The sequence below is a fragment of the Planctomycetota bacterium genome (assembly GCA_016872555.1).
In the GTDB taxonomy this organism is placed as follows: domain Bacteria; phylum Planctomycetota; class Planctomycetia; order Pirellulales; family UBA1268; genus F1-20-MAGs016.
The window spans coordinates 1-24,675 of record VGZO01000053.1; the positions used below are offsets into that span (position 1 = coordinate 1).

Annotated in this window: 18 protein-coding genes; 14 read left to right on the forward strand and 4 right to left on the reverse strand. The window is 71.6% G+C overall.

Going from position 1 to position 24,675, the window contains the following annotated elements; all coding sequences use genetic code 11:
* Positions 1-408 precede the first annotated feature (408 nt).
* From FJ309_14585 to FJ309_14595, 3 genes are all read left to right on the forward strand, one after another.
* Entirely contained in the window at positions 409-819 is a 411-nt protein-coding gene (locus FJ309_14585; protein ID MBM3955816.1) for a hypothetical protein, read from the forward strand.
* Positions 820-846: 27 nt separating this feature from the next.
* A complete protein-coding gene (locus tag FJ309_14590) occupies positions 847-1,413 on the forward strand; it encodes a DinB family protein (protein ID MBM3955817.1) in 567 nt (188 codons plus the stop codon).
* Between the two features lie 253 nt (positions 1,414-1,666).
* On the forward strand, positions 1,667-1,915 hold the full coding sequence (locus FJ309_14595) for a hypothetical protein (GenBank protein ID MBM3955818.1): 249 nt from the start codon (positions 1,667-1,669) through the stop codon (positions 1,913-1,915).
* A 20-nt stretch (positions 1,916-1,935) separates the two neighbouring features.
* On the opposite strand, the gene FJ309_14600 is transcribed toward FJ309_14595, so the two are convergent.
* Genes FJ309_14600 through FJ309_14610 form a run of 3 tightly spaced genes read right to left on the reverse strand, consistent with a single transcriptional unit; the run spans position 1,936 to position 6,326 of the window.
* A complete protein-coding gene (locus tag FJ309_14600; protein MBM3955819.1) occupies positions 1,936-3,699 on the reverse strand; it encodes an aspartate kinase in 1,764 nt (587 codons plus the stop codon).
* Between the two features lie 38 nt (positions 3,700-3,737).
* Positions 3,738-5,003 (reverse strand): cofactor-independent phosphoglycerate mutase, encoded by a 1,266-nt coding sequence (locus tag FJ309_14605; GenBank protein MBM3955820.1) that lies wholly within the window; start codon positions 5,001-5,003, stop codon positions 3,738-3,740.
* 18 nt (positions 5,004-5,021) lie between these two features.
* The gene (locus FJ309_14610; protein MBM3955821.1) at positions 5,022-6,326 is read right to left on the reverse strand and encodes a homoserine dehydrogenase; all 1,305 of its coding nucleotides are present in this window, start codon (positions 6,324-6,326) and stop codon (positions 5,022-5,024) included.
* A 447-nt stretch (positions 6,327-6,773) separates the two neighbouring features.
* On the opposite strand from FJ309_14610, the gene groL (FJ309_14615) reads away from it, so the two are divergent.
* The 10 genes from groL (FJ309_14615) to FJ309_14660 all read left to right on the forward strand — a co-directional run bounded on the left by groL (FJ309_14615) (position 6,774) and on the right by FJ309_14660 (position 21,058).
* Positions 6,774-8,480 carry a chaperonin GroEL gene (gene groL, locus FJ309_14615; protein MBM3955822.1) on the forward strand — a complete coding sequence of 569 codons (1,707 nt, stop codon included), beginning with the start codon at positions 6,774-6,776 and terminating at the stop codon, positions 8,478-8,480.
* A 61-nt stretch (positions 8,481-8,541) separates the two neighbouring features.
* On the forward strand, positions 8,542-8,847 hold the full coding sequence (locus FJ309_14620; protein MBM3955823.1) for a co-chaperone GroES: 306 nt from the start codon (positions 8,542-8,544) through the stop codon (positions 8,845-8,847).
* Between the two features lie 65 nt (positions 8,848-8,912).
* Complete coding sequence (gene groL / locus FJ309_14625; protein MBM3955824.1) at positions 8,913-10,532, forward strand: chaperonin GroEL; 1,620 nt, start codon at positions 8,913-8,915, stop codon at positions 10,530-10,532.
* Positions 10,533-10,584: 52 nt separating this feature from the next.
* On the forward strand, positions 10,585-11,763 hold the full coding sequence (gene dnaJ, locus FJ309_14630) for a molecular chaperone DnaJ (GenBank protein MBM3955825.1): 1,179 nt from the start codon (positions 10,585-10,587) through the stop codon (positions 11,761-11,763).
* Positions 11,760-12,314: a nucleotide exchange factor GrpE gene (locus FJ309_14635; GenBank protein ID MBM3955826.1), complete on the forward strand. Its 555-nt coding sequence runs from the start codon at positions 11,760-11,762 to the stop codon at positions 12,312-12,314. Before dnaJ ends, FJ309_14635 begins: the two co-directional genes overlap by 4 nt.
* Positions 12,315-12,317: 3 nt before the next feature.
* Entirely contained in the window at positions 12,318-12,614 is a 297-nt protein-coding gene (locus FJ309_14640) for a zinc ribbon domain-containing protein (GenBank protein ID MBM3955827.1), read from the forward strand.
* A gap of 49 nt (positions 12,615-12,663) precedes the next feature.
* Complete coding sequence (gene yacG, locus FJ309_14645; protein ID MBM3955828.1) at positions 12,664-12,879, forward strand: DNA gyrase inhibitor YacG; 216 nt, start codon at positions 12,664-12,666, stop codon at positions 12,877-12,879.
* A gap of 132 nt (positions 12,880-13,011) precedes the next feature.
* Positions 13,012-14,259, forward strand: a complete 1,248-nt coding sequence (locus FJ309_14650; protein MBM3955829.1) for a hypothetical protein — start codon at positions 13,012-13,014, stop codon at positions 14,257-14,259.
* A 121-nt stretch (positions 14,260-14,380) separates the two neighbouring features.
* The gene (locus tag FJ309_14655; GenBank protein MBM3955830.1) at positions 14,381-19,546 is read left to right on the forward strand and encodes a DUF1553 domain-containing protein; all 5,166 of its coding nucleotides are present in this window, start codon (positions 14,381-14,383) and stop codon (positions 19,544-19,546) included.
* Positions 19,547-19,588: 42 nt separating this feature from the next.
* Entirely contained in the window at positions 19,589-21,058 is a 1,470-nt protein-coding gene (locus FJ309_14660) for a DUF1501 domain-containing protein (protein ID MBM3955831.1), read from the forward strand.
* On the opposite strand, the gene FJ309_14665 is transcribed toward FJ309_14660, so the two are convergent.
* The gene (locus FJ309_14665) at positions 21,024-22,883 is read right to left on the reverse strand and encodes a c-type cytochrome (GenBank protein ID MBM3955832.1); all 1,860 of its coding nucleotides are present in this window, start codon (positions 22,881-22,883) and stop codon (positions 21,024-21,026) included. The genes FJ309_14660 and FJ309_14665 overlap by 35 nt on opposite strands.
* 218 nt (positions 22,884-23,101) lie before the next feature.
* Between FJ309_14665 and FJ309_14670 the strand changes: the two genes are divergently transcribed.
* Positions 23,102-24,556: a hypothetical protein gene (locus FJ309_14670; GenBank protein MBM3955833.1), complete on the forward strand. Its 1,455-nt coding sequence runs from the start codon at positions 23,102-23,104 to the stop codon at positions 24,554-24,556.
* The last annotated feature ends 119 nt before the right edge of the window (positions 24,557-24,675 follow it).

Genomic DNA, 24,675 nt, shown 5'->3' on the forward strand with positions numbered 1-24,675 from the left:
GCCCAGTGTGCGCCGGCTCCTTCAATCGCTTCTGCTGTGCTTCTCGCATCATTGCCCCATCTGCAATCGACCGATCAACGACGAACTCATGCGGGTCGATTCCAGTTGAGCTAACGTAGTAGTACTATCTGTCCGTGGAAAAAGTCATCCATGACCTTTTTCCACTTCAGACACCCCGAGAAAAGCCGGGGCTTTTTTGGGGTGTCTGCCGCCGCATCCAGCGGCGGATCACTTTGGCCAGGGTCTGCTGGTCTGCCGGCGGCAGTGTCCTGGCTTGGGCGCGATCGTCACCGAGTGCCACTCGGCAGTGGCACCGCGCGGGGGTCGGCGTGCTCAGGCTCCCCGGTGACCGGCTGCCGCGAGTACGATACAAGTCCGTGCGCCGTACCTGAGTAAGGATCGACGACCATGCTTGGCTCATGTCGGTGGATTCAAACCTGCCTTCCATTGCTGGCGCTCGTGGTCGCAGTTGCCGGCTGCAACGAAGGCGAACCGCTGCCGAATGGATATCACCTGTTTTTCGCCAACAGCTCCGAGGCGAGTCTCGTGAAGCCGGCGACCAAGGGGGGCGAGTGTCTTGCCGGACCGCACGTCGCCGAGCTGGGCCATTCCGGGGCGATCATCTTCGGGAGGATCGAGCCCAAGGCCGGCCTTCCGCCCCATCCCGACCACGCGCCCGGGTATTTCGTGATCGACTCGGCCACCGACACAAAGTCGACCGGCCTCGAGCGGGCGGCGTGGCTCGACGAGCTGAAGGCTGCCGGGATCGCGGCCCCGGTCCTGCTTCCCCCGCAGCGGGTGTGGCCGAAGAAGTATTGATCGCGCCCGTCGGGGAGAGCCGCTTTCATGCCCGCCGACCCACCGACCAAGACCGACCTGCTCGAGCTCTTTGCCACGTTCCGCGGCGACGGACTGGGGTTCTGGCGGGCCATCGATCCAGCCGACTTCTGGACGCGGCCCGGCGGTGCCTGGTCTCCGGCCGACAACGTCCGTCACCTCACGATCTCGGCGGCCCCCGTGGCCCGGGCGCTGCGCATCCCGCGCGTGATCCTCCGCGCGCTGTTTGGCATGGCCACCCGACCATCGCGTACGTGGCACGCGCTCCGCTCGGCCTATCTCGACCGCCTCGCCAAGGGTGGCTCAGCCGGGCCCTACGCCCCTCCGCCGGTCGCGCCGCCAGCCGATCTGGCGGCCGGGCAGCGGCGGCTCATCGGTGAGTGCGAGGCCACGGTGCTGAGCCTCGTGCGCGCCATCACCGCCTGGGGCGACGACGCGCTCGACCGCTACCGCCTGCCACATCCGCTGATCGGCAAGCTGACGCTCCGCGAGATGCTCGTGTTCACGCTGTTTCACTTCGACCACCACCGCGACAACGTCGCCCGGCGGCTGGCCGGCCAGGAGCCTCGTCGCTGATCGCGCCGCGTGCCGCTGAGCACCTACGGCGCACCGACCTTCATCCCTTGCGAGTACGACCACGATGACCAAGCCACCAACGTGGTTCGCCGCCGTCGTCGCCGTAACGCTGCTCTGGAACATCGTCGGCCTGCTGGCGATCCTCGCGGATCTCCGGCAGGCGGCCGTCGACGGCGCCGCGCCAGCCGCGCAGGAGCAGGCGCTCCGCGCCGCCTGACCGCTGTGGAGTGTCGCTGCCAGCGTCGTCGCGGTCGTGGGGGGCACGCTGGGCTGCCTGATGCTGCTCTTCCGCAGGCGCGAGTCGCTCGCTCTCCTGTGGGCGTCGCTGGCGGGCGTCGTGGTTCAAGACATCGGCATCTTCGCGGTCGCCGGTGTCGGCAAGGAAGCCGGTCCGGTGCCGTTCATCCTCCAGGGCCTCGTGCTCGCCATTGCCATCGGCCTCGTCTGTCTTGCCCGACACGCGGCGAGCCAAGGTTGGCTCATGAAACGCGGCGGCAGCTGACGAGCCGAGGCACGCCCCTCTCACCCCAACCCGAATGCCCGTCGCAGGACCGCCAGTGAGCGCTCGCCGTGCTCGGCCGCCACGATCACGTCGAGGCGGACTTCGCTCGTGTTGACCAGGTCGATGTTGATCCCCTCGTCCGCCAGCGGCTTGAACAGGCGATCGGCCACGCCCGCGTGACTGCGGATCCCGACGCCCGTGATCGACAGCTTCGCCACGTGCGGCACGTCGGCCATCGTGCCACCGCGCGACGCCGCGATCCGCCGCGCGATGTCCGTCGCCCGGTCGCGGTCGGCCGCCGGGACCGTGAAGCTCAGCTCGGCGCGGCCACCGTGCGGATGGCTCTGCACGATCATGTCGACGAACAGGCCGGCCCGGCCGACCTCCTCGAAGACGTCGGCCGCCACGCCCGGCGTGTCGGGGAGATCGATGAACGTGAGCAGCGCCTGCGAGGCATCGAGGATGCAATCTTCGATCGCCAGATCCTCCATCCCCTCGAGGCGATTGACGACGTCGAGCGGACTGGAACGGCCGATCGTCGCCGGCTGACCGAGCGCCGGCTCGGCGGCAGCCTCGTGGTCGAGCGCGAAGGCACGGTGCACGGCCGCGACGGCCGCCGGGCCCGAGGCGCGGTCGACGAGGACCGAGATCTTGATCTCGCTGGTGGTGATCATCCGGACGTTGATCTTCTCGGCCGCCAGGGCGGTGAACATCCTCCCGGCCACACCCTGCTCGCGGGCCATGCCGACGCCGACGGCGGAGACTTTGGCAAGGTCGGCGTCGTGCGACACGCCCGAGGCGCCGAGCTGTGCGGCGGTGGCCCGGGTGAGGTCGAGGGCCGAATCGGCGTCGTCGGCGGGGACGGTGAACGAGATGTCGGCGCGGCCGTGCTGGCCGACGTTTTGCACGATCATGTCGACGGCGATGCCCGAGGCGGCGAGGCGCGAGAACAGCGCGTGGCTCGAGCCCGGCTGGTCGGGGACCGCCTCGAGCGTGATCCGGGTCTCGTCCTTGGCGAGGGCCACGCCGCTGGCGGAGCGCTGGGCGGCGCGGCGGGCGTCGACGATCAGCGTGCCGGGGACGTCGCGGAAGCTCGAGCGGACGAGGACCGGGACGCCGAATTTCTTGGCAAACTCGATCGACCGCGGGTGCATCACGCCGGCGCCGAGGCTCGCCAGCTCGAGCATCTCGTCGTAGGCGATCGAGGGGAGCCGGCGGGCGGCCGGGAGGACGCGCGGGTCGGTGGTGTAGACGCCGTCGACGTCGGTGTAGATCTCGCACAGGTCGGCGCCGAGCACCGCGGCGAGGGCGACGGCGGTGGTGTCGGAGCCGCCGCGGCCGAGGGTGGTGATGTTGCCGTGCTGGTCGATTCCCTGGAACCCGGCGGCGATCACGATCGCGCCGGAGTCGAGGAGCCGGCGCATGTGGTCGGTGGAGATCGAGCGGATCCGCGCCTTGGTGTGGGTGCTGTCGGTGCGGATCCCGATCTGGGCCCCGGTCAGGCTCACCGCCTCGACGCCGAGCGACTGCGTCGCCATCGCGAACAGCGCCACGCTCACCTGCTCGCCGGTAGAGAGGAGCATGTCCATCTCCCGGGCGCTGGGGCGTGGCGTGATCTGCTTGGCGAGGTCGACGAGGTAGTCGGTCTGGTGGCCCATGGCGCTGACGACGACGACGACGCGGTCGCCGGCGGCGTGGCGGGCGACCGCCTTGCGCGCGGCGGCGAGGATCTTGTGGGCGTCGGCGACGCTGGTGCCGCCGAACTTCTGCACGACGAGGGCCATCGAAACGGATGCTCCGGAGCGGCGGGAGGGTCGGGTGGTCAGCCCGCGGCGGTGAATGGGCGCGGATCGAGGAGCCGCCCCATGAGGCGATGCCCCGGCTCGATCACCGGGCCGGCGGCGGCGGCCGACTCGTCGAACGCCGTGGCGGAGCCGGGGACGATCCCCTCCCCCGCGATCAAAAACGGCACGCGGCCGCGCGAGTGGGTCTTGGTGGAGAGAAACGTGGGATGGTCGGGGCAGACGAGGATCCGGTGGGGGCCACGCGCGGCCAGGGCCGCGGCCACCGGGCCGATGACATGCCGGTCGATCTCCTCCAGTGCCGTGACCTTCGCGGCGGCGTCGCCCTGGTGGCTCGCCTCGTCGGGGGCCTCGACATGGACGCAGACGAGATCGTCGTGGTCGAAGGCGGCGATCGCGGCCCGCCCCTTGGCGGCGTAGTCGGTGTCGAGGTAGCCGGTGGCACCCGGCACGTCGATCCGCCGCCAGCCGGCAAGCGCCGCCAGGCCGCGGAGCAGGTCGACGGCGGTGATCATCGCGCCAGACACGCCATACGCCTCGCGAAACGGCGGCATCGCCGGCGTGCGGCCGACACCCCACAGCCAGACGTGCGTGGCAGGACGCTTCCCGGCCGTGACCCGGCGGAGGTTGACCGGATGGTCGGCAAACCAGCGGGCGCTGGCGAGCATGATGTCGGCCAGCAGCCGGCTGCCCGTGCCGCGCGGGAAGGCATCGGCGACCGACTTGTCCATCAGGTCGTGTGGAGGGGTGGCGCGGAGATCGGCGCCAAGCGGCGCGGGCGCGCCGGCGTGGCCGCGGTAGAGAAGGAGATTGCGGTAGCTGACGCCGGGGACGAACGACCAGCCCGCCAGCCCGGAAAACTCGGCCTCGAGGCCGGCCTGGGCGGCGGCGAGCAGGTCGCGGGCCTCGTCGGTCGAGACATGGCCGGCGGTGAAATCCTCCATCACGGCGGTCGTGCCGCCGTCGCCGTCGTCGGCGGTGGCGATCGTGACGAGGTTGCAGCGCACGGCCCAGTCGTCGGGGCCGAGGGCGATGCCCTGCGCGGCGGCCTCGAGCGGCGCGCGGCCGGTGAAGCAGGCCAGCGGGTCGTAGCCGAGGAGGCTCATGCACGCCACCTCGGAGCCTGGCGGAAGCGCGTCGGGGACGTGGTCAGTGAGGCCGACGACGCCGCGCGCGGCGAGGGCGTCGAGGTGCGGGGTGCGGGCGGCGGCCAGCGGCGTGCGGCCACCGAGGGAGGCCTGCGGGAGGTCGGCGGCGCCGTCGGGAATCACGATCAGCGTCTTCACGGGCGGCAGGCGCTCCTGTCAGTCGTCGATCACGCCGAGGCAGATGCTGCGGCCGCGGACGACGTCGGACGCGTCGATCGCGGCCACCGCGGCGTTGACGGCCGCCGCCGGCGAGCGATGGGTCATGATCACCAGCGGCACGGCGCCAGACTCCGTCTCGGCCTCGTGCTGGATCACCGCGGCGATCGAGATCCCCTGCTCGCCGAGGCAGCCGGCGATCCGCGCGAGCACGCCGGGGCGGTCGGCGACGAGGAACCGCAGCAGGTGGCGCTCGACCAGGTCGGCGGCGCCGAGCGAATCGGCCGGGCCCTCGGGCTCGAGCATCGCGGTGGTCCGAAACGTGATCGCGGCGCGGCCGACGACGGTGTCGATGATGTCGGCGACGACGGCCGAGGCGGTGGGCATCTGGCCGGCGCCGAGGCCATGGAAAAACATTTTCCCGACGGCGTCGCCGACGAGGCTCACGGCGTTGAAGGCACCGCGCGTCTCGGCCAGCGGCGTGCCGATCCGGACCAGCGTCGGCGCCACGCGCAGGGCGACGCGCGCCGTCCCCGGGGCTCGCGCGGCGATCGCCAGCAGCCGGATGCGGTAGCCGAACTCGCGGGCGGTGGTCATCAGGTCGAGGTCGATCCCCTCGATGCCGCGCCGCGGGATCTGCCCCCACGGCACCCAGGTGCCGAAGGCGAGGTGGGTCAGCAGCGCCAGCTTCTGCGTGGCGTCGGTGCCGTCGACGTCCATCGCGGGGTCGGCCTCGGCGTAGCCCTCGTCCTGTGCGAGGCGGAGGACCTCGGCGTAGTCGGCCCCCTCCTCCTCCATCCGCGAGAGGATGAAGTTGCTCGTGCCATTGAGGATCCCGCGGATGCTCTCGATGCGGTTGGCGGCGAGGCACTCGCCGATCGCGGCCACGATCGGGATCCCGCCGGCGACCGCTGCCTCGAATGCGATCGACCGTCCATGCCGGCGCGCGACCTCGAACAGCTCCGGGCCATGCTCGGCGAGGACGGCCTTGTTGGCGGTGACCACGTCCTTCCCGCTCTCGAGCAGCGCCACCATCATCGACCGGGCCGGCTCGAGGCCGCCGACGAGGAGGGCGACGACCGAGATCGAACGGTCACGCGTGATCGCGCCGATGTCGGTGCCGAGGAGGCCCGGTGGCACCGCGACGGCGCGGGGGCGGTGGAGGTCGCGGACAACCACCCGTTCGACGACGACCGGCCGCCCCGCGTGACGGGCGACATGCTCGGCGGAATCGGCGAGGAGCCGGTAGGCACCCGATCCGACGGTCCCGAGGCCGACGATTCCGACCCGCACTGGCTCCGACATGGCCCCGGTCGCACTCCTTCCCACGCTCGCATCGTACCCGGTTCGACCCCGCGACCGGCGGCCGGCCCCGTGGCCCTGCCCTCTCCGGTCGGCGGATCGGCACCCGGTCGAAAAGAACTTCTGCTGCCGACAGGCTAGCTCACCCGCGGGGACGCGGCGGTGTGGCCCACGCAGCGGCAAGCCTGCCAGGGCGGCGGCTGCCAAAACGGCACGTCTGGCCCGGCGGGTCGCGCGGCTTCGGCGTGGCGGGTCGCGCTTTTCACGGGTTTTGCGTAGGCTCACCCAAGCGGTGTCCGTCTCGGCACGGCGGTTGCATCCCCCCCGGGGCAGGCGGCGCGACTGCCAGGTCCGCCCGTCGCCCCGGCGCGGGAAGCCCGTTGCCGGGGTGCGTCGTCCCGCCCTTCCGTTCATCAGTCCCGCCCATCCGTCCACCAGAGGAGTGCATCCGTGGCCAAGCAAATGGTGTTCGACGACGAGGCCCGCCAGCCGCTGCTCGCCGGCGTTTCGAAGCTCGCCCGTGCCGTGAAGAGCACGCTCGGCCCCCGCGGTCGCAACGCCGTGCTCGACAAGGGCTGGGGCTCGCCGAAGGTCACCAAGGACGGCGTCACGGTCGCCGAGGACATCGACCTCGAGGATCCCTACGAGAACCTCGGGGCGCAACTGGTCAAGGAAGCGGCGAGCAAGACCAACGACGTCGCCGGTGACGGCACCACTACGGCCACGGTGCTCGCCGAGGCGATCTTCCGCGAGGGGCTGAAGATGATCGCCGCGGGGGCCGACCCGATGGCGCTGTCGCGCGGGATCCAGAAGGCCGTGGCCGCCGTCTCGAAGGCGATCGGCTCGATGTCGACGCCGATCAACGAGAAGAACAAGAAGGAGTTGATGCAGATCGCGACGATCGCCGGCAACAATGACCCGGCGATCGGCCAGGTCCTCGCCGAGGCGTTCCTCAAGGTCGGCAAGGACGGCGTGATCACCGTCGAGGAAGGCAAGCAGGCCGAGACGACCGTCGAGGTCGTCGAGGGAATGCAGTTCGACCGCGGCTTCCTCTCGCCCCACTTCGTCACCGACACCGACGCCCAGGTGTGCGAGCTGGAGAATCCGTTCATCCTCCTGTTCGAGGAGAAGATCTCCTCGGCCAAGTCGCTCGTCCCGCTCCTCGAGGCGGTCAGCAAGGCGGGCAAGCCGCTGCTGGTCATCGCCGAGGACGTCGAGGGGGAGGCGCTGGCGACGCTCGTCGTCAACAAGCTCCGCGGGATCGTCCACTCGGTGGCGGTCAAGGCCCCCGGCTACGGTGACCGCCGCAAGGCGATCCTCGGCGACCTCGCCGTGCTCACCGGCGGGCAGGCGATCTTCAAGGATCTCGGCATCGCGCTCGACGGGGTCAAGCTCGCCGACCTCGGCCGCGCCAAGAAGGTGATCGTCGAGGCCGAGAACACGACGATCGTCAACGGCGCCGGGTCGAAGGACGCGATCGCCGGCCGGGCCGCCCAGATCCGTGCCGAGATCGAGCACACCGACAGCGACTACGACCGCGAGAAGCTCCAGGAGCGGCTCGCCAAGCTCGCCGGTGGAGTCGCCCAGATCAACGTCGGCGCCGCGACCGAGACCGAGATGAAGGAGCGCAAGGCCCTCATCGAAGACGCGAAGAGCGCCACCCAGGCGGCTCTCGCCGAGGGGATCGTGCCCGGTGGCGGCGTGGCCTTGTTGCGCAGTGAGAAGAGCATCGACAAGCTCGATCTCGACGGCGACGAGAAGCTCGGCGCGTCGATCGTGAAAAACGCGCTGCGGTACCCGCTCGAGGCGATCGCCGACAACGCCGGCGTCGACGGGCCGGTGGTCGTCAACCGCGTCCGCCACATGAAGGGCAAGAACGACGGGTACGACGCCGACAAGGAGGCCTACTGCGACCTCGTCGAGGCCGGCGTCATCGACCCGGCGAAGGTCGTGCGGACGGCGCTCCACAATGCCGCCAGCGTCGCCAGCCTGCTGCTCACCACCGAGTCGCTGATCACCGAGATCCCCAAGGCCGAGGAGGAGGCGGGGGGCGACAACCACGACCACCACGGCATGGGTGGCGGGATGGGCGGCATGGGTGGCATGGGCGGAGGCATGGGCGGCATGGGCGGCATGGGCATGCCCGGCATGATGTGATCGGCCCGACCGAACCGCACGAGACTCAATTCGAACCTTCTTTCCGCGAGGAGAACCCGAGATGGCAGCCAAGAACCTCAAGATCCGTCCGCTCGAGGACCGCGTCGTCGTCGAGCCCGTCGAGGCCGAGGAGCGGACCGCGGGGGGCATCGTCCTCCCCGACACCGCCAAGGAGAAGCCGCAGCGCGGCCACGTCGTCGCCCTCGGCCCGGGCAAGCTGCTCGACAACGGCCAGCGCGCCGCGCTGTCGGTCGCGATCGGCGACCAAGTGATCTACGGCAAGTACTCCGGCAGCGACATCGAGGTCGATGGCCACGAGGTCAAGATCCTCCGCGAGAGCGACATCCTCGCCAAGGTCGTCGGCTGACGCCGGCGGCGCCCATTTCCGCTCCGACATCCCCGCATCGCTTCCCTCCCGAGGAGATCCCAGTCGTGCCCAAGCAGTTGCTGTTCGACGATCGTGCCCGCGCCAAGCTGCTCAAGGGCGTGGAGAAACTCGCTGGCGCCGTCGCCGTGACGATGGGCCCGACGGGCCGCAACGTGATCATCGACAAGTCGTTCGGCGGTCCGACGGTGACCAAGGACGGCGTGACGGTGAGCAAGGAGGTCGATCTCGACGATCCGTTCGAGAACATGGGGGCGAAGCTCGTCAACGAGGTCGCCTCGAAGACCTCTGATCTGGCCGGCGACGGGACGACGACTGCCACCGTGCTCGCCCGGGCGATCTTCCGCGAAGGGAGCCGGATGGTCGCGGCGGGGAGCAACCCGACCGCGGTGCGGCGCGGGATCGAGAAGGGCGTGGCCGCGGCGGTCGAGCGCCTCCAGGAGATGGCCAAGCGTGTCGAGCGCCCCGAGGAGATCGCCCAGGTCGGCGCGATCAGCGCCAACAACGACCGGGCGATCGGCGATCTCCTCGCCGAGGCCCTCAAGAAGGTCGGCAAGGACGGCGTGATCACCGTCGAGGAGGGGAAGACGACCGAGACGACCGTCCGGTTCGTCGACGGGATGCAGTTCGACAAGGGCTACGTCTCGCCCTACTTCATCAACCGCCCGGCGGAGATGGATTGCGAACTGTCCGACGCCCTGATCCTGATCCACGAAAAGAAGGTTTCCAACCTCCGCGACCTGCTCCCGATCCTCGAGAAGGTCGCGCAGTCGGGCAAGCCGCTGCTGATCATCGCCGAGGACGTCGACGGCGACGCCCTGACGGCGCTGGTCGTCAACAAGCTGCGCGGCGTGCTCAACGTCTGTGCCGCGAAGGCCCCCGGGTTCGGCGACCGCCGCAAGGCGATGCTCGGCGACATCGCCGTGCTCACCGGCGGCACGCTGATCAGCGAGGACCTCGGCATCAAGCTCGAGAACCTCGACCTGTCGCACCTCGGCAAGGCGAAGACGATCACCGTCGACAAGAACGAGACGACGATCGTCCAGGGAGCCGGCAAGTCGGCCGACGTCCACACACGGGTCCTCCAGATCCGCAACCAGCTCGAGGCCACCGAGAGCGAGTACGACCGCGAAAAACTCCAGGAGCGGCTCGCCAAGCTCACCGGCGGCGTCGCGATCGTGTCGGTCGGTGCCGGCACCGAAGCGGAGATGAAGCAGAAGAAGGCCCGCGTCGAGGACGCCCTCCACGCCACGCGTGCGGCCGTCGAAGAGGGGATCGTCCCCGGTGGCGGCGTGGCCCTGCTCCGCTGCCGCGCGGCCGTCGAGAAGGTCCGCGGCCAGGCCAAGGGCGACGAGAAGATCGGCGTCGACATCATCCTCCACGCCCTCGAGGCCCCGATCCGGCAGATCGCCGAGAACGGCGGGATCGACGGGTCGGTGGTCGCCGACGAGGTCGCCGGCAAGAGCATCCACATCGGCTACGACGCCAACACCCGCGAGTATGTCGACATGCTCGAGGCGGGGATCATCGATCCGGTGAAGGTCGTCCGCGTGGCGCTGACCAACGCGGCGAGCATCTCCGGACTATTGCTCACCACCGAGGCCTTGGTCACGAACCTCGACAAGGACGACGCGAAGAAGAACCGCGCCGAAGGCTCCGTCCGCTGACCGGCGGGCGGTCGGGCCGCAAGGCTGCGGAGTCGGTCCGATGGCCACCACCATGTCCCAGCCGCGCGATTATTACGAGGTGCTTGGCGTCGACCGGCGGGCCGACGGGAAGCAGATCGCCGACGCCTACCGGAAGCTGGCGATCCGCTACCACCCCGACAAGAACCCCGGCGACCAGGAAGCGGCCGAGCGGTTCAAGGAGGCCGCCCGGGCGTTCGAGGTGCTGTCTGACGACGGGCTCCGGTCGCGCTACGACCGCTTCGGCCACGCCGGCCTCCAGGGAGGGGCGGGGCCGCAGCCGTTCAACGATATCGGCGACATCTTCGAGGCGTTCGGCGACATTTTCGGTGGCGGCGTGTTTGGCGGGGGCCAGCGGCGCGGCGGCCGGCCGCGTCCGGGGCGCGACGTGTTTTGCGCGGTGTCGCTGTCGCTGGTCGAGGCGGCCCGTGGCGTGACCAAGGCGGTCACGTTCACCCGCCACGAGGCCTGCGGCACGTGCGACGGCAGCGGCGCCCGCAAGGGCACGAGCCCCGTGCCGTGCGACTACTGCGCCGGCCGCGGCCAGGTGATCCAGTCGGCCGGCGTGTTCCGCCTCCAGACCACCTGCCCGGCGTGTCAGGGGCGCGGGACGGTGATCCGCGACCGCTGCCCCGACTGCGGCGGCGCGGGGCTCACCGAGGAGCAAGTCGAGCGGCGGGTGCCGATCCCCGCCGGCGTCGATGCCGACGTGCGCGTCAGGCTCACCGGCGAGGGGGAGCCGAGCGCTGCGGGCGGGGCCCCGGGCGACTGCTACTGTGTGATCGAGATCGAGGAGCATCCGTTCCTCACGCGGCAGGGGCGCGACCTGCACTGCGAGGTCCCGCTGACGGTCAGCCAGGCGGCGCTTGGCGCCACCGTCGACGTGCCGAGTCTCGACGGGCCGCGCCCGCTCGAGGTGAAGCGCGGCACGCAGCCCGGCGACGTGATCCGGCTCCGTGGCGCGGGAATGCCGGAGGTGCGCGGCCGTGGCGTCGGCGATCTGCACGTCCATGTCCATGTCGAAGTGCCGCGGGCCCTGTCGCCCCGTGCCGAGCAGCTGTATCGTGAGCTGGCGGCCGAGGAGCAGAAGGCGGTGAGTGCGAAGCGCTCCGGGTTCTTCGAGCGGCTGGCGGAGTATTTCCGCTCCCAGCCGGCCCGGGAGGATTCCGATGAAGACCGCCCCGACGGCGGACGGGAGAAGCCGAAACGATGAGCCATCCGGGTGACGAGCGTGCCGAGCCGCGCCATGACCGCTCCGGCGACGAGACGGTGGCCGATCTCGAGGCCTTCCGCCAAGCGCGGGCCGCCGCGGCGGGCGGAGACGCGGCGGGGCAGGAGTTGGCCGAGGCCCGCGACCGCCTCCTCCGCGCCCAGGCGGAGCTGGAGAACTTCCGCCGCCGTTCGCGGCGTGAATTCGAGGAGGCGCAGCGCTACCGCGAGATCGACTTGCTCCGCGATCTCCTCCCGGTGCTCGACAACCTCCACCGTGCCGTCGAGGCCGCCGACAAGACGACCGACATCGACAGCCTCCGGGCCGGTTTCAAGATGACGGCGCAGCAGATCGAGAAGCTGCTCGAGGCGCACGGCTGCCGCGTGATCGACACCGACGGCCGGCCGTTCGACCCGACCGTCCACGACGCCGTCCTCGAGCAGGTGGTGCCGGGGCAGCCGGCGGGCGCGGTCGTCGGCGTGGGCAGCCGCGGCTACGTGCTCCACGACCGCGTCGTCCGCCCCGCGCAGGTGATCGTCGCGAAGGAGGGGTGAGGAATGCCGACCTACGACTACGTCTGCGACGGCTGCGGGCACGCCTTCGAGCTGTTCCAGTCGATGACCGATGCGGTGAAGAAGACCTGCCCGAAGTGCGGCAAGAAGAAACTCCGCCGCCTCATCGGTGCGGGCGGGGCGATCGTCTTCAAGGGGTCGGGGTTCTACAAGACCGACTACCGCAGCGAGTCCTACAAGAAGGCCGCCGCGGCCGAATCGCCGAAGACGGGCGACGGCGGCAAGGGGTCGGGCAATTCGGGGGAGTCCTCGGGCGGCGGTTCGTCGGGGAGCAAGGACTGACGGCGGCCCGGCTCCGCCCGGGAGCCATCACCGGAGGCCCGTTCACCACATGCCCCGTTGCCCCGTCTGCAGTTCGTCGGTCGATCTGACCGCGCTGGCGACCCCACCGTTTTGCAGCGAGCGCTGCCGGCTGGTCGACCTCGGCCGCTGGCTCGGAGAGTCGTACGGCCTGCCGCGCCCGCGGGGCCGTGCCGACGCCGATGAAGACGAAGCCGGCGGCGACGCCAATCCGGCCGACTCCGACGGCGACGACGACGCCGGGTGAGCACGGCGGGAAGGCACGGCGGCGCGATTCCGCGGCGGTCCGTATACTCCCCGCCGGTCGTCGCCGGCAGGGCCGGTGACGCCGCCAGCGCTCCCCGAGGGTGAGCGACCTCCCCCGAGGGTCAGCAGTCCGATGCCGGCAGATCAGCCCGATCCCGTCCCCTCCCCCTCGGTTGCCGACGAGGCCGTCGTCGCCTCCGCCACGGCCGCCGTCACGTTCGCTGCGGCTGCCCCGGAGCCGGCCGGTGCGGCGGCGTCCGCCGGAGCGGCGCCGACGATCGCCGGCGACGGAGTGGTGCACGAGATCCGCTGGAGCGACGCCCTCCCCTGGTGGCTGCTGTTCCGCGCCGCCGCGGCGGCCTTCTCGCCGACGGTGATCCTGCTCGCGGCCGCGGGGAGCTTGGCCTTGTGGGCGGGGTGGTCGGTTGCCGACAAGGTCGGCCTCCCCGCAGCCGGTGGCGCGTTGCCGTCGCCCTCGGCGACGGCAACGACCGCCGTCCGGCCGTTCGACGGTGCGGCGCTGCTCGCGGCCGCGGTGAACGTGCTGCCGCCGCCGGCCGCCCAGGCGGTCGGGCAGGCGCTGGCCCTCTTCTCACCGAGCGTGACCGCGGCCACGGCGTGTGGCGCGCTTGTCCGTCTCGGGTGGTTTGTCGTCGTCTGGTCGCTGTTCGGCACGGCGATCGCCCGCGTCGTCGGCCTGCGCCTCGCGCGCGAGGAGCCGCTCGGCTTCGCCGGTGCCGTTCGCGAGGGGATGCGGCTGTGGACCGCGCCGACCAACGCCGCGCTGTTCACGCTCCTGGCGATGCTCGGCCTCTCGCTGCCGGGGATGCTGCTGGGATTCCTGATGCGGACCGAATGGGGGCTCGCGGCGGTCGGTGTGATCTGGCCGCTGTTCCTCGCCGCCGGGCTGGTGCTGGCGCTGCTCGCGGTCGGTGTCGTCGTCGGGTGGCCGCTGATGGTGGCGGCCACCGGCATCGAGCGCGGCGACAGCTTTCAGGCGATTTCGACGTCGTTCTCCTATCTCTACCAGCGACCGCTCCACGCCGCCTTCTACGCGTTTCTCGCCGCCATCGTGGCGGTGCCGGCGCTGACCGTGGCGGCGCTGTTTGCCGATGCGACGGCGGGGATGGCGCTGTGGGGGGCGAGCTTCGGCATGGGGCACGAGCGGACGACCGCCGTGCTCGGGGCCGGCTTGTGCGAACAGGCGCCGTTCGGGGCCCGGGCGATCAGAACGTGGACCGACGCCCTCGAGTCGATCCTCGGGGCGTTTGGCTGGGGCTATTTTTGGTCGATCGCCACCGCGGCTGTCCTGCTCCTCCGCCGCGACGTCGACGGCACCGAGATCGACGAAATCAACGCCGAAACGACGGACTTGGGCTAGCAACGACGCTGCCGGACTCCGGCCCCGTTGGCGTGGGGCGGGATCGTGATCTACGATGGTTCCCGAGTTCAGGGGGGCGTGGGGGAGCCAAGTCTCGACCCACCCTTGAGGAGGGGTAGCCATGGTGGTGGACCGGGGCGGCTCGCGGCGGAATCCCTTCATGTTCGTCGGGTTTTTCCTGGCGGCGGCGTTGCTCGCCTGGATCCCCCTGGCCGGCGCCGCCGACACCGCGGCCGACGCGGTGAGCTTCCACCGGCAGATCCGGCCGATCTTCCAGGCACGCTGCCAGGGGTGCCACCAGCCCGCTCGCGCCGAGGGGGGTTATGTGATGACGTCGGCCGCCCGGCTGCTCGGCACGGGCGACTCGGGCACCGCCGGGGTCGTGCCCGGCCAACCAGACGCCGGCGAACTGCTCCGCCGTGTCACTCCAGATGCCGACGGCAAGGCCGACATGCCGCGCGAGGGGAAGCCGCTGGCAGCCGCCGAAATCGACCTCGTCCGGCGCTGGATCGCCGCCGGCGCCATCGACGATTCCCCGGCCAGCGCCGGCCAGGTCGTCGACGCCGATCATCCGCCCGTCTACACGCGCCAGCCGGTGATCACGTCGCTCGACTTCTCCCCCGACGGCCGGATGCTGGCCGTGAGCGGGTTCCACGAGGTGCTGCTGTTCGACGTCTCGGCGCCCGAGGCCCCGACGGCGCCGCTGCGGCGCCTCGTCGGCCTCGCCGAGCGCGTGGAACGCGTCCGGTTCTCCCCCGACGGCACGCTGCTGGCGGTCACCGGCGGCAATCCCGCCCGGCAGGGAGAGGTGCAGATCTGGAATGTCGCCGACGGGGCGCTGGTGCGCAGCGTCGCGGTGACGTTCGACACCGTGTTCGGCGGCTCGTGGAGCCCCGACGGCAAGACGCTCGCCTTCGGCTGCGCCGACAATACGCTCCGGGCGATCGACGTCGCCACCGGCACGCAGGTCCTTTACCAGGGGGCCCACGAAGACTGGGTCCTCGACACCGTCTTCTCGCCGAAGGGTGACCATGTCATCTCGGTGGGGCGCGACATGACCGTCAAGCTCACCGAGCTGTCGACGCAGCGCTTCGTCGACAACGTCACGTCGATCACGCCGGGGGCGCTGCGCGGCGGGCTGGCGGCGGTCGACCGCCACCCGACGCTCGACCAGATCGTCGCCGCCGGTGCCGACGGCACGCCGCGCGTGTATCGGATCCACCGCCATTCCCCGCGCGTGATCGGCGACGATGCGAATCTCATCTTCCCGCTGTTCCCGATCTCCGGCCGCGCGCTGGCCGTGCGCTTCTCGGCCGACGGCCGCCGGATCGCCGCCGCCGGCGGGCTCGACGGCCAGGGAGAGCTGGTGATCGCCAGCTACGACTACGACGCCGACGTGCCCAAGCCGATCCTCGACGTGATGGCCAAGGTGCCGGGCGAAACCCGCCGCAAGGGCACGCAGCGCAGCGACGACGAATGGAAGCGGCTCGACGACTACCGCGACCAGGGCACGCGCGAGTTGGCCCGGGTCTCGCTGCCCGGTTCGGTCGCCTACGCCGTCGCCTTCCATCCCGGGGGGCGCGAGGTGGCCGTCGGCGGCGCCGACGGAGTCGTGCGCTTCCTCGCCACCGAGGGGGGTGCGCCGGGCCGGTCGTTCGCCGTGGCACGGATCGACGAGCAGGTGGCGGCCGACACCCGGCTGCCTCTTCCCTGGCCGGGCGACGGGCCGCTCGAGGCCGAACCGGCTCCCCCTGCCGCGCCGACCGGATTGGCACTCACCCCGGCGGCGATCAGCCTCGTCGGGCCGTTTGCCATCGCGCAGGTCGTGGTCACCGGGCGGCTCGCCGACGGGACCACGATCGACCTGTCGCGTGCCGTGCGCTACGAGCCGCTCGCCGGCCTGCCCGTCGTGGCCGGCGCCGCGGGCCTGCTCCGGCCGACGGGCGACGGCGCCGGCACCGTCCGTGTGACGTGGGGCGACCCGGCCTCCGGCGGGCTGGTGGCCGACCTCCCCGTCGACGTCAGCGGCGTCGGCGTCCAGCCGACCGTCGACTTCATCCGCGACGTCAATCCGGTGCTCTCGCGGCTCGGCTGCAACCAGGGCACGTGCCACGGCGCCGCCAAGGGGAAGAACGGGTTCAAGCTCTCGCTCCGTGGCTACGACGCGCTGTTCGACGTCCGCGCCTTCACCGACGACCATGGCAGCCGCCGGGTCAACGTCGCCAGCCCCGACGACAGCCTGATGCTCCTCAAGGCTTCGGCCGCCGCGCCCCACGGCGGTGGCCAGCTCGCCACGCCCGGCCAGCCGGCCTACCAGCTCGTGCGCCGCTGGATCCAGCAGGGGGCGAAGCTCGACCAATCCGTCCCGCGCGTCACCGGGATCGAGGTCTTCCCGGCCGCCGCGGTGATCGATCTGCCGGGGCGCCGGCAGCAGTTTCGCGTCACGGCGCGCTACGCCGACGGCACGGTCCGCGACGTGACGCGCGAGGCGTTTCTCGAGAGCGGCAACAACGAGGTGGCGACCGCCGACCGGACGGGGCTCGTGACGGCCGTGCGGCGCGGCGAGGCCCCGATCCTCGCCCGCTACGAAGGGGCCTACGCGGCGGTCACGCTCACGGTGATGGGGGACCGCGCCGGGTTCCAATGGAGCTCGGCCGAGACCTGGGGCCCGATCGACGAGTTGGTGGCGGAAAAGTGGAAGGCGCTGCAGATCGAGCCTGCCCCGCTCTGCTCCGACGACGAATTCCTCCGCCGCGTCACCCTCGACCTCACCGGCCTGCCGTCCAGCGCCGGCCAGGTGCGCTCGTTCCGCGCCGACCGCCGCGACACGCGCATCAAGCGCGCCGAGCTCGTCTCCCGGCTCGTCGCCAGCGACGCGTTCGTCGATCACTGGACCAACAAGTGGGCCGACCTGCTCCAGGTGAACCCGAAGTTTCTCGGCAACGAGGGGGCACAGGGCCTCCGCGCCTGGATCCGCGGCCAGGTCGCCGCCAACGCCCCCTACGACGTCTTCGCCCGCGAGATCCTCACCGCCACAGGCAGCAACCGCGAGCGCCCCGAGGCGGCCTACTTCAAGGTGCTCCGCGATCCGCTGCTGACGATGGAGAACACCACGCACCTGTTCCTCGGCGTCCGCTTCAATTGCAACAAGTGCCACGACCATCCGTTCGAGCGCTGGACGCAGGACCAGTACTACGAGACCGCGGCGTTCTTCGCGCAGGTCGGCCTCGACCGCGACCCGGAGAGCAAAGACCGGACGATCGGCGGCACGGCGGTCGAGGGGGCGAAGCCGCTGTGGGAGTCGGTCATCGACCGGACCGAAGGCGACGTCACGCACGAGCGCACCGGCAAGGTGGTCGCCCCGAAGTTCCCCTTCGAGTGCCGGCACGACGCGCCGAGCGGCGCGACGCGCCGCCAGCAGCTCGCGGCCTGGATCACCTCCCCCGACAACCCCTACTTCGCGCGCAGCTACGTCAACCGGCTGTGGGGATACCTGTTCGGCACCGGGATCATCGAGCCGATCGACGACATCCGTGCCGGCAACCCGCCGACCAATCCCGCGCTCCTCGACCACCTCACCCGGTCGTTCATCGACGGCGGGTTCGACGTCCGCCGCGTGCTCACCGAGATCTGCACGTCGCGGACCTACGGCCTGTCGATCGCCGCCAACCGGTGGAACGCCGACGACAAGGTCAACTTCTCTCACGTCCTCCCGCGCCGGCTGCCGGCCGAGACGCTGTTCGACGCGGTCCACACCGTGATCGGCGCGCCGACGAAGTTTCCCGGCTACCCCGTCGGGACCCGCGCCGCCCAGCTCCCCGACGTGTCGGCGCAGCTCGGCAACGGGTTCCTCCAGACGTTCGGCCGGCCGACGCGCGAAAGCGCCTGCGAGTGTGAGCGCTCCGGCGGGCTGTCGCTCGGGCCGGTGATGGCGCTGGTCAGCGGCCCGGCGGTCGGTGATGTCCTCGCCGATCCGGCGACGGAGCTGTCGCGGCTGGTGGCCGCCGAGCCGGACGACGCCCGGCTGGTCGACGAGGTGTTTCTCAGGATCCTCAACCGGCCGAGCCGCCCCGAGGAGCTCCAGGCCGTCGGCGCCGCGATGGCGGAGATCGGCGACGACCATGCGGCCCTGTCGGCCGAACTGGCGGCGGCGGAGGCGGCCTGGATGCTCACGCGCGCCGAGCTCGAACGGCAGCGCGGCGAGCGGATCACCGCCGCGACAGGCGCGCTCGACGCCGCCACGCAGGCCTACGAACCGAAGCGGATCGAGCTCGAGCGCGGCCGCGCTGACCGGATCGCCGCTGCGATCGCCGCCGTCGAGGCCAGCCACGCCGATCCGGAGGGGGCTCTGGCCCGCTACGAGGCGGCGGCGGCGACGGCACCGCGCTGGAGCGTGCTCGAGCCGGTGAGGACCAAGTCGCGGGCCGGCTCGACGCTCGTGCCGCAGGCCGACGGGTCGATCCTCGTCAGCGGCAAGCGCGGCGACGAGACGACGACGCTCACGTTCCGCGTGCCGGCGGGGGCGATCAGCGGCCTGCGCCTCGAAACGCTCGCCGATCCGTCGCTTCCCCGCGGCGGCGCCGGCCGGGCCGACGACGGCAATTTCGTCGTCACCGAGCTGTCGGTCGACGTCGCCCCCGCCTCCGACCCGAAGGCCAAGGTGCGGCTGGAGTTTGGTGCGGCGAAAGCCGATTTCGAGCAGCAGAACTTCCCGGCGTCGCTCGCGGTCGACAAGGATGCAAACGCCCGCGACAAGGGGTGGGCGGTCGCCCCGCGGCTTTCCGAGTCGCACTGGGCCGTGTTCGAGACGAAGGAGCGCTTCGCGATGGCAGAGCCATCGATCGTCACGGTCACCATCGACCAGAAGTTCAATGGCGGGACGTTCCAACTCGGCCGCTTCCGAATCAGCCTCACCGACACCGCCGCGCCGCTCGAGCTGGGGCTGCCGGCGGCGCTGGCGGAGTTGCTCGTGATCTCGCGCGGCGAGCGCTCGCCGGGGGTCGCCGCCGAGATCGACCGCCTCGTCCGCGACCTCGACCCTGAACGGAAGCGCGCGACCGCCGAGCTCGCCGCGGCGACGCTACCGCTGCCGGCCGATCCGGGCCTCGTCGCCCTCGCGGAGGCTATCCGCGTCGCCGAGCGCCCCGTGCCCGACGACCCGGCGATCGTCCGCCTTCGCGCCGACGTCGAGGCGAGCACGAAGCAGGTCGCCGACCGGCGCCTGACCGCGATCCAGGATCTCGCCTGGGCGCTGATCAATTCACCGGCGTTCTTCTTCAACCACTGACCAGACCCGTGCCGGCCCCGGCCGGCACCAGGAGCGTGTGCCATGCTCGTCATCCCCGGTCGGCCCGGCAAGGATCTGTGCGACGCCAACCTCGGCACCAGCCGCCGGGCGCTGCTCCGCGCCGGGGCCCTCGGCCTGTTCGGCGTCTCGCTCCCCAACCTCCTCCGGCTCCAGGCCGCCTCGGCCAGCGCTCCGGCCAGTGGCGCGCCGGGCTGGAACCGGGCCAAGAGCGTGATCCTCGTCTATCTCCAGGGAGGACCGAGCCACCTCGACCTGTGGGATCCGAAGGAAAACGTCCCCGACAACGTCCGCAGTTCGTTCAAACCGATCGCGACGAAGCTGCCCGGGATCCAGTTCACCGAGATCCTGCCGAAGCTCGCCGCGGTCAACGACCGGTTCACGATGATCCGCTCGATGGGCTACACGCCCAACGGGCTGTTCAACCACACCGCCGCCATCTACCAGATGATGACCGGCTACACGACCGACCGCGTCAGCCCGTCGGGCCAGCTCGAGCCGCCCAACGCCAAGGACTTCCCCAACTTCGGCTCCAACATCGTCCGCCTCAAGCCGTCGCAGGAGCCGATGCTGCCGTTCGTGATGCTCCCGCGGCCGCTCCAGGAGAGCAACGTCGTCGGCAAGGGGGGCACGGCCGGGTTTCTCGGCCGCGACTTCGACCCCTACACCCTCTACCCCGAGGGTGACGACATGGACATGGAGAAGATGGGGCGGATCCGCATCGACGACCTCCAGCTTCGCTCCGACGTCTTCGCCCGGCGCCTCGAGCGCCGGGCCCGGCTCCGCGAGATGATCGACCGGACGATGCCCGAGATCGACAAGGCGGTCGCCGACTACAAGCTCGACTCCTACTACGAGCAGGCCCTGGGGCTGGTGATCTCCGGCAAGGCCCGCGAGGCGTTCGCACTCGACCGCGAGCCGGCCCCGCTCCGCGACGCCTATGGCCGCAACACGTTCGGCCAGAGCCTGCTGCTCGCGCGCCGCCTCGTCGAGGCCGGCACGCGCGTCGTCGAGGTGGTGTGGCCGAAGGTCGCCAATTCCGACAACCATTCGTGGGACCACCACGCCGGCCTCGACGGCCGGATGAAGAACCAGTCGGGGCCGATGCTCGACGCCGGCCTGGCGACGTTGATCGCCGACCTCGACGACCGCGGACTCCTCCACGAGACGCTCGTCGTCGCCGTCGGCGAGTTCGGCCGCTCGCCGCAGAAGGGGGTGAGCACGTCGGGCAACAGCAACACCCCCGATGGACGCGACCACTGGCCCTACTGCTTCACGGCGCTGGCCGCCGGCGCCGGGATCCGTCGCGGCCACGTCCACGGCAAGAGCGACGCCACCGCGTCGGCGCCGCTCCAGGACCCGGTCCATCCGACGCAGCTGCTGGCGACGATCTACCACGCCTTCGGGATCGAGCCGGAGACGATCGTCTACAACCACTTGAACCAGCCGCGCGAGCTGGTCAAGGCGCAGGCGCTGACGGCGCTGTTCGGTTGATCGGTGCCGCGGTGGCCTCGACGAGGCGCTCGTGGTCGGTCGTCGGCTGGCGGCGTGGTCCGGCGATCGACCGGAGCCAGGCGACCAGATCGGCAAGTGCCTCAGGCTCGAGGGCGACCGCCGGGTGCGCCGACCCGGGCATGCCGCACCCCAGCCGCGCGGCGAGTGCCGCGGGGTCGTCGCCCCCCTTCATCGGCTCGTGGACGAGGTCGCGCGGCCGGTTCGGGATCCCGCGCTCATCGACCAGTCGCACCGTCCCGTCGTGAATCCCTTCCGCGCCGTGGCAGGTGGCGCACCCGCTCGAGCGGTACAACTCGCGGCCGCGCGCCGGGTCGCCGGCAGCCAGTTCGGCGGCGTCGGGGAGGCGGGTGATCGCCGGGGGCCGCGGCCGGCGCGAGTCGGGGGAGCGCAGGGCGAGGACGACCTCGGCGAGGCGCTCGACGTCGGCGTCGGCGAGGTCGGCGAACCCCGGCATGCTCGCCCCGGGGATCCCGTGGCGGATCACGGCGGCGACGTCGGCCGCTGTCGGCACGCCGTCGGGGGAGGAGATGAGCCGGAACGAGTCGGTGCGGAAGTCGCGCGCAGGGGGAAACAGGTCGGCCGCCGCGGTGCCGCGCGGCTCGGTGCCGTTGCCATGGCAGGCGGCGCAGAGCCGGCCGTAGAGCGGATCGGGAGGCGCGGCGGGCGCCGGCGGTGACGGCAGCCCCGCGCCCGTGGCGTCGCTGACGGCCAGATCATGAAACAGCGCCGCCGCCGTGACGGGGTCGCCTTCGAGGTGGCAAGCGACGGCGAGTGTCTCGCGCCACCGTGGCTGGCTCCCTGCGGGACCGGCGTGCGGGCGGTCACTGCGGCCCCCGGTGGCGGCCGGCGCGACGCGCTGCCGGGCCGCGGCCGGCTCACCACGCTCGAGGTCGAGCTCGGCCCGCTCCCGGTCGACGAACGGGGCCCGGTCGGCGAGGCGCCCGAGCCGGTCGGCCATCGCGGGCAGCTCACCGTCGCGGCCGCCGCGACGGAGCAGGCGCGAGAGCGCCACCAGCGCCGTCGGATCGTCGCCGGCCCTGGCGACCCAGTCGCGCGCCACAGCCAGCGCGTCGTCGAGCCGGCCGAGTGCGGCGACAGCCTCGACGAGTGACTCGCGGGCGCCATCGTTGGCGGGGCGCCGGGCAAGCAGCCCGCGAAGCCGCCGTTCGGCATCTCCATGCGCTCCGGCGGCAGCCTCGACCCGGGCGCGGAGAAGGCCGTCGAGATCAGCTCCGGGACGGTCGCCGGCGTCGAGTCGCTCGGCGGCATCGAGGAGGTGGGCTGCGCGGCGCCAGTCCCCCGCGGCGATGCAGCCGTTGACGACCCCGGCGAGGATCTCGTCGGGATCGACGCCGGCTGCGGCCAGCGCCGTCATTCGCTGTTCGCCCCCGGTCCGATCGACCCCGGCCCACAGTGCTGCCAGCGACCGCTCGAGCTCGAGCGCTGCCCGATCGGCACCGGCGGCCGCGGCGGCGTCGAGCTGCCTTTTCCACATGTCCGCATGCCCCTGCCGGCGGGCTGCGGCGGCACGGAGCAGCGCGATCGGCGGACCAGCGCCACCCCACCACTCCGCACGCGCCAGCCACCGTGCCGCCAGCGCGATCTCATCGGCGGCGACGTGCTTCCGCGCCAGCCCCAGGCACACCGCCGCCGCCCCACCCCCGGGGCCGAGGGCCGCCACGGCACAGGCCACCAATACCATCCCCAGACCCAGCACGGCTGCCGGCCGCAGGCGCGACCGCCGCCGCCCCGCGAGGGGAGCTGAGCGGGCGCGGACTGGCTTGGTGCGCGGCACGTTCGGCACGTGATGGTCCGGAGCAGGGATACCCGTGGCGATGAGCCACCATGGTAGCCTCACCCCTGTCGTCCAGCCGCAGTGCAGACGAGCAGACGGCGATCACCGTCGCCATCGTCCACCAGGGAAGCGTTTGCCGACGAATGACGGTTACCCGCGAGGGGCGTCCCCCCTCTACAGAGCCCGAGCGAAGGCTTGTCGGCATGACTGAGCTGCGGATGAGTCGGATGACGGGCGTCGCGTCACTGGCCCGCGCCGTCATGCTGGCCTGCACCCTCGCCTCTCCCGCGCTCGGCGACTCCCCCGACGACGAGCTCACCTTCCGCGTGTCCCGGTTCTGCGGCGCCTGCCACGCCCAGCCGCGCCCGGAGAGTTTCCGAGTGTCCGATTGGCACGATCGGATCCGCCTCGCCTACGAGTACCACGCCCGCTCGGGCCGCACCGACCTGGTCGCCCCGCCGATCGCGGAGGTGACGCGGTGGTACGTCGCCCGCGCTCCTCTCTCGCTGCCTCCGCGAGCGCTTCCCACGGCTGCCGACTCCGCCCCAGTGCAGTTCGACGTCGTCCCCGTCGCCGGACCGGACGATGGCCGTGCTCCCGGCACTGCCGACATCCGCTGGATCGCGCGTCCCGACACACCCCGGCTGGTCGTCGCCGACATGCTCCGCGGCGAGGTGGTCGCGCTTGATCCGCGTGCGCAGTCCCCCGCCCCGGTGCTGCTCGCTGCCCTGCCCCATCCGTGTCGCGTGCGTGCCGCGGGCGACGGGCTCGTGGTCGCCGACCTGGGGAGCGTCGACGCCTTCGACCATGCCCTCGGCCGGGCGCTGCGCCTCGAGCGGGGAGCTGCCGGAGCTCCCTGGTCGCAGTCGGTCATCGCCGACGGCCTCGGCCGCGTCGCCGACGTGCTTCCCTGGGGAGAGGCCGGCGCCGGGGCGATCGTGGCCGAATTCGGGTTTCACCGCACCGGCAGCCTGGTTGCGGCCAAAACGCCCGGCGATCGAGCTGCGGGCCCGCGCCGGATCGATCTCCGCGCCGGCGCCGTCGAACTGGCCGCGCTCGATGCCGACCGCGACGGCCGCCGCGACATGCTGGCGCTGTTCGGGCAGGAGCACGAGTCGCTCGAGGCGTTTCTCGACCGCGGCGACGGGCGCTTCGAACGCCGCACGCTGTGGCGCGGCGCCGACCTTGCCCTCGGATCGAGCTCGCTCTCGCTCGCCGACGTCGACGGCGACGGCGACGATGACATCCTCCTCACCCATGGCGATGCCTTCGACAACCGGCTCGTCACCCCCTGGCACGGTGTCCAGTGGCTCGAGCTCGGCCCCGGCCTGGCGGTCACGCCCCACTGGCTCCTCGATCTGCCCGGTGCCTACCGGGCCCGGGGCGCCGACATCGACGACGACGGCGACACCGACCTTGTTGTCTCCACCTGGCTGCCGGCCGACACCGATCGCGGCACGCTCCCGACAGGTAGCCTGCCGTCGCTGGTCCTCCTCGAGGCCCGTGGCGGCAGGTTCGTGGCCCATGTCCTCGAGCGCGACGCCCACGCCCATCCGGCGCTCGAGGTCGGCGATTTCGACGGCGACGGCGACGCCGATCTCGCCGTCGGCACGCATGGCGCCGGCCTCGGCGCCGACGGCACGCGGCTCACGCTGTGGTGGAACCGCGGCGCTGGGCGGTAGGCGGCGGCTTGTCTATTGACGCTTGAAAAAACGATTCACGGCGGATGGGCCGGTTGGCCGATATCCCATGCATGCCATACAGCGGAAAACGAAAAGACGCGGAAACGCGCAGGCTGAAA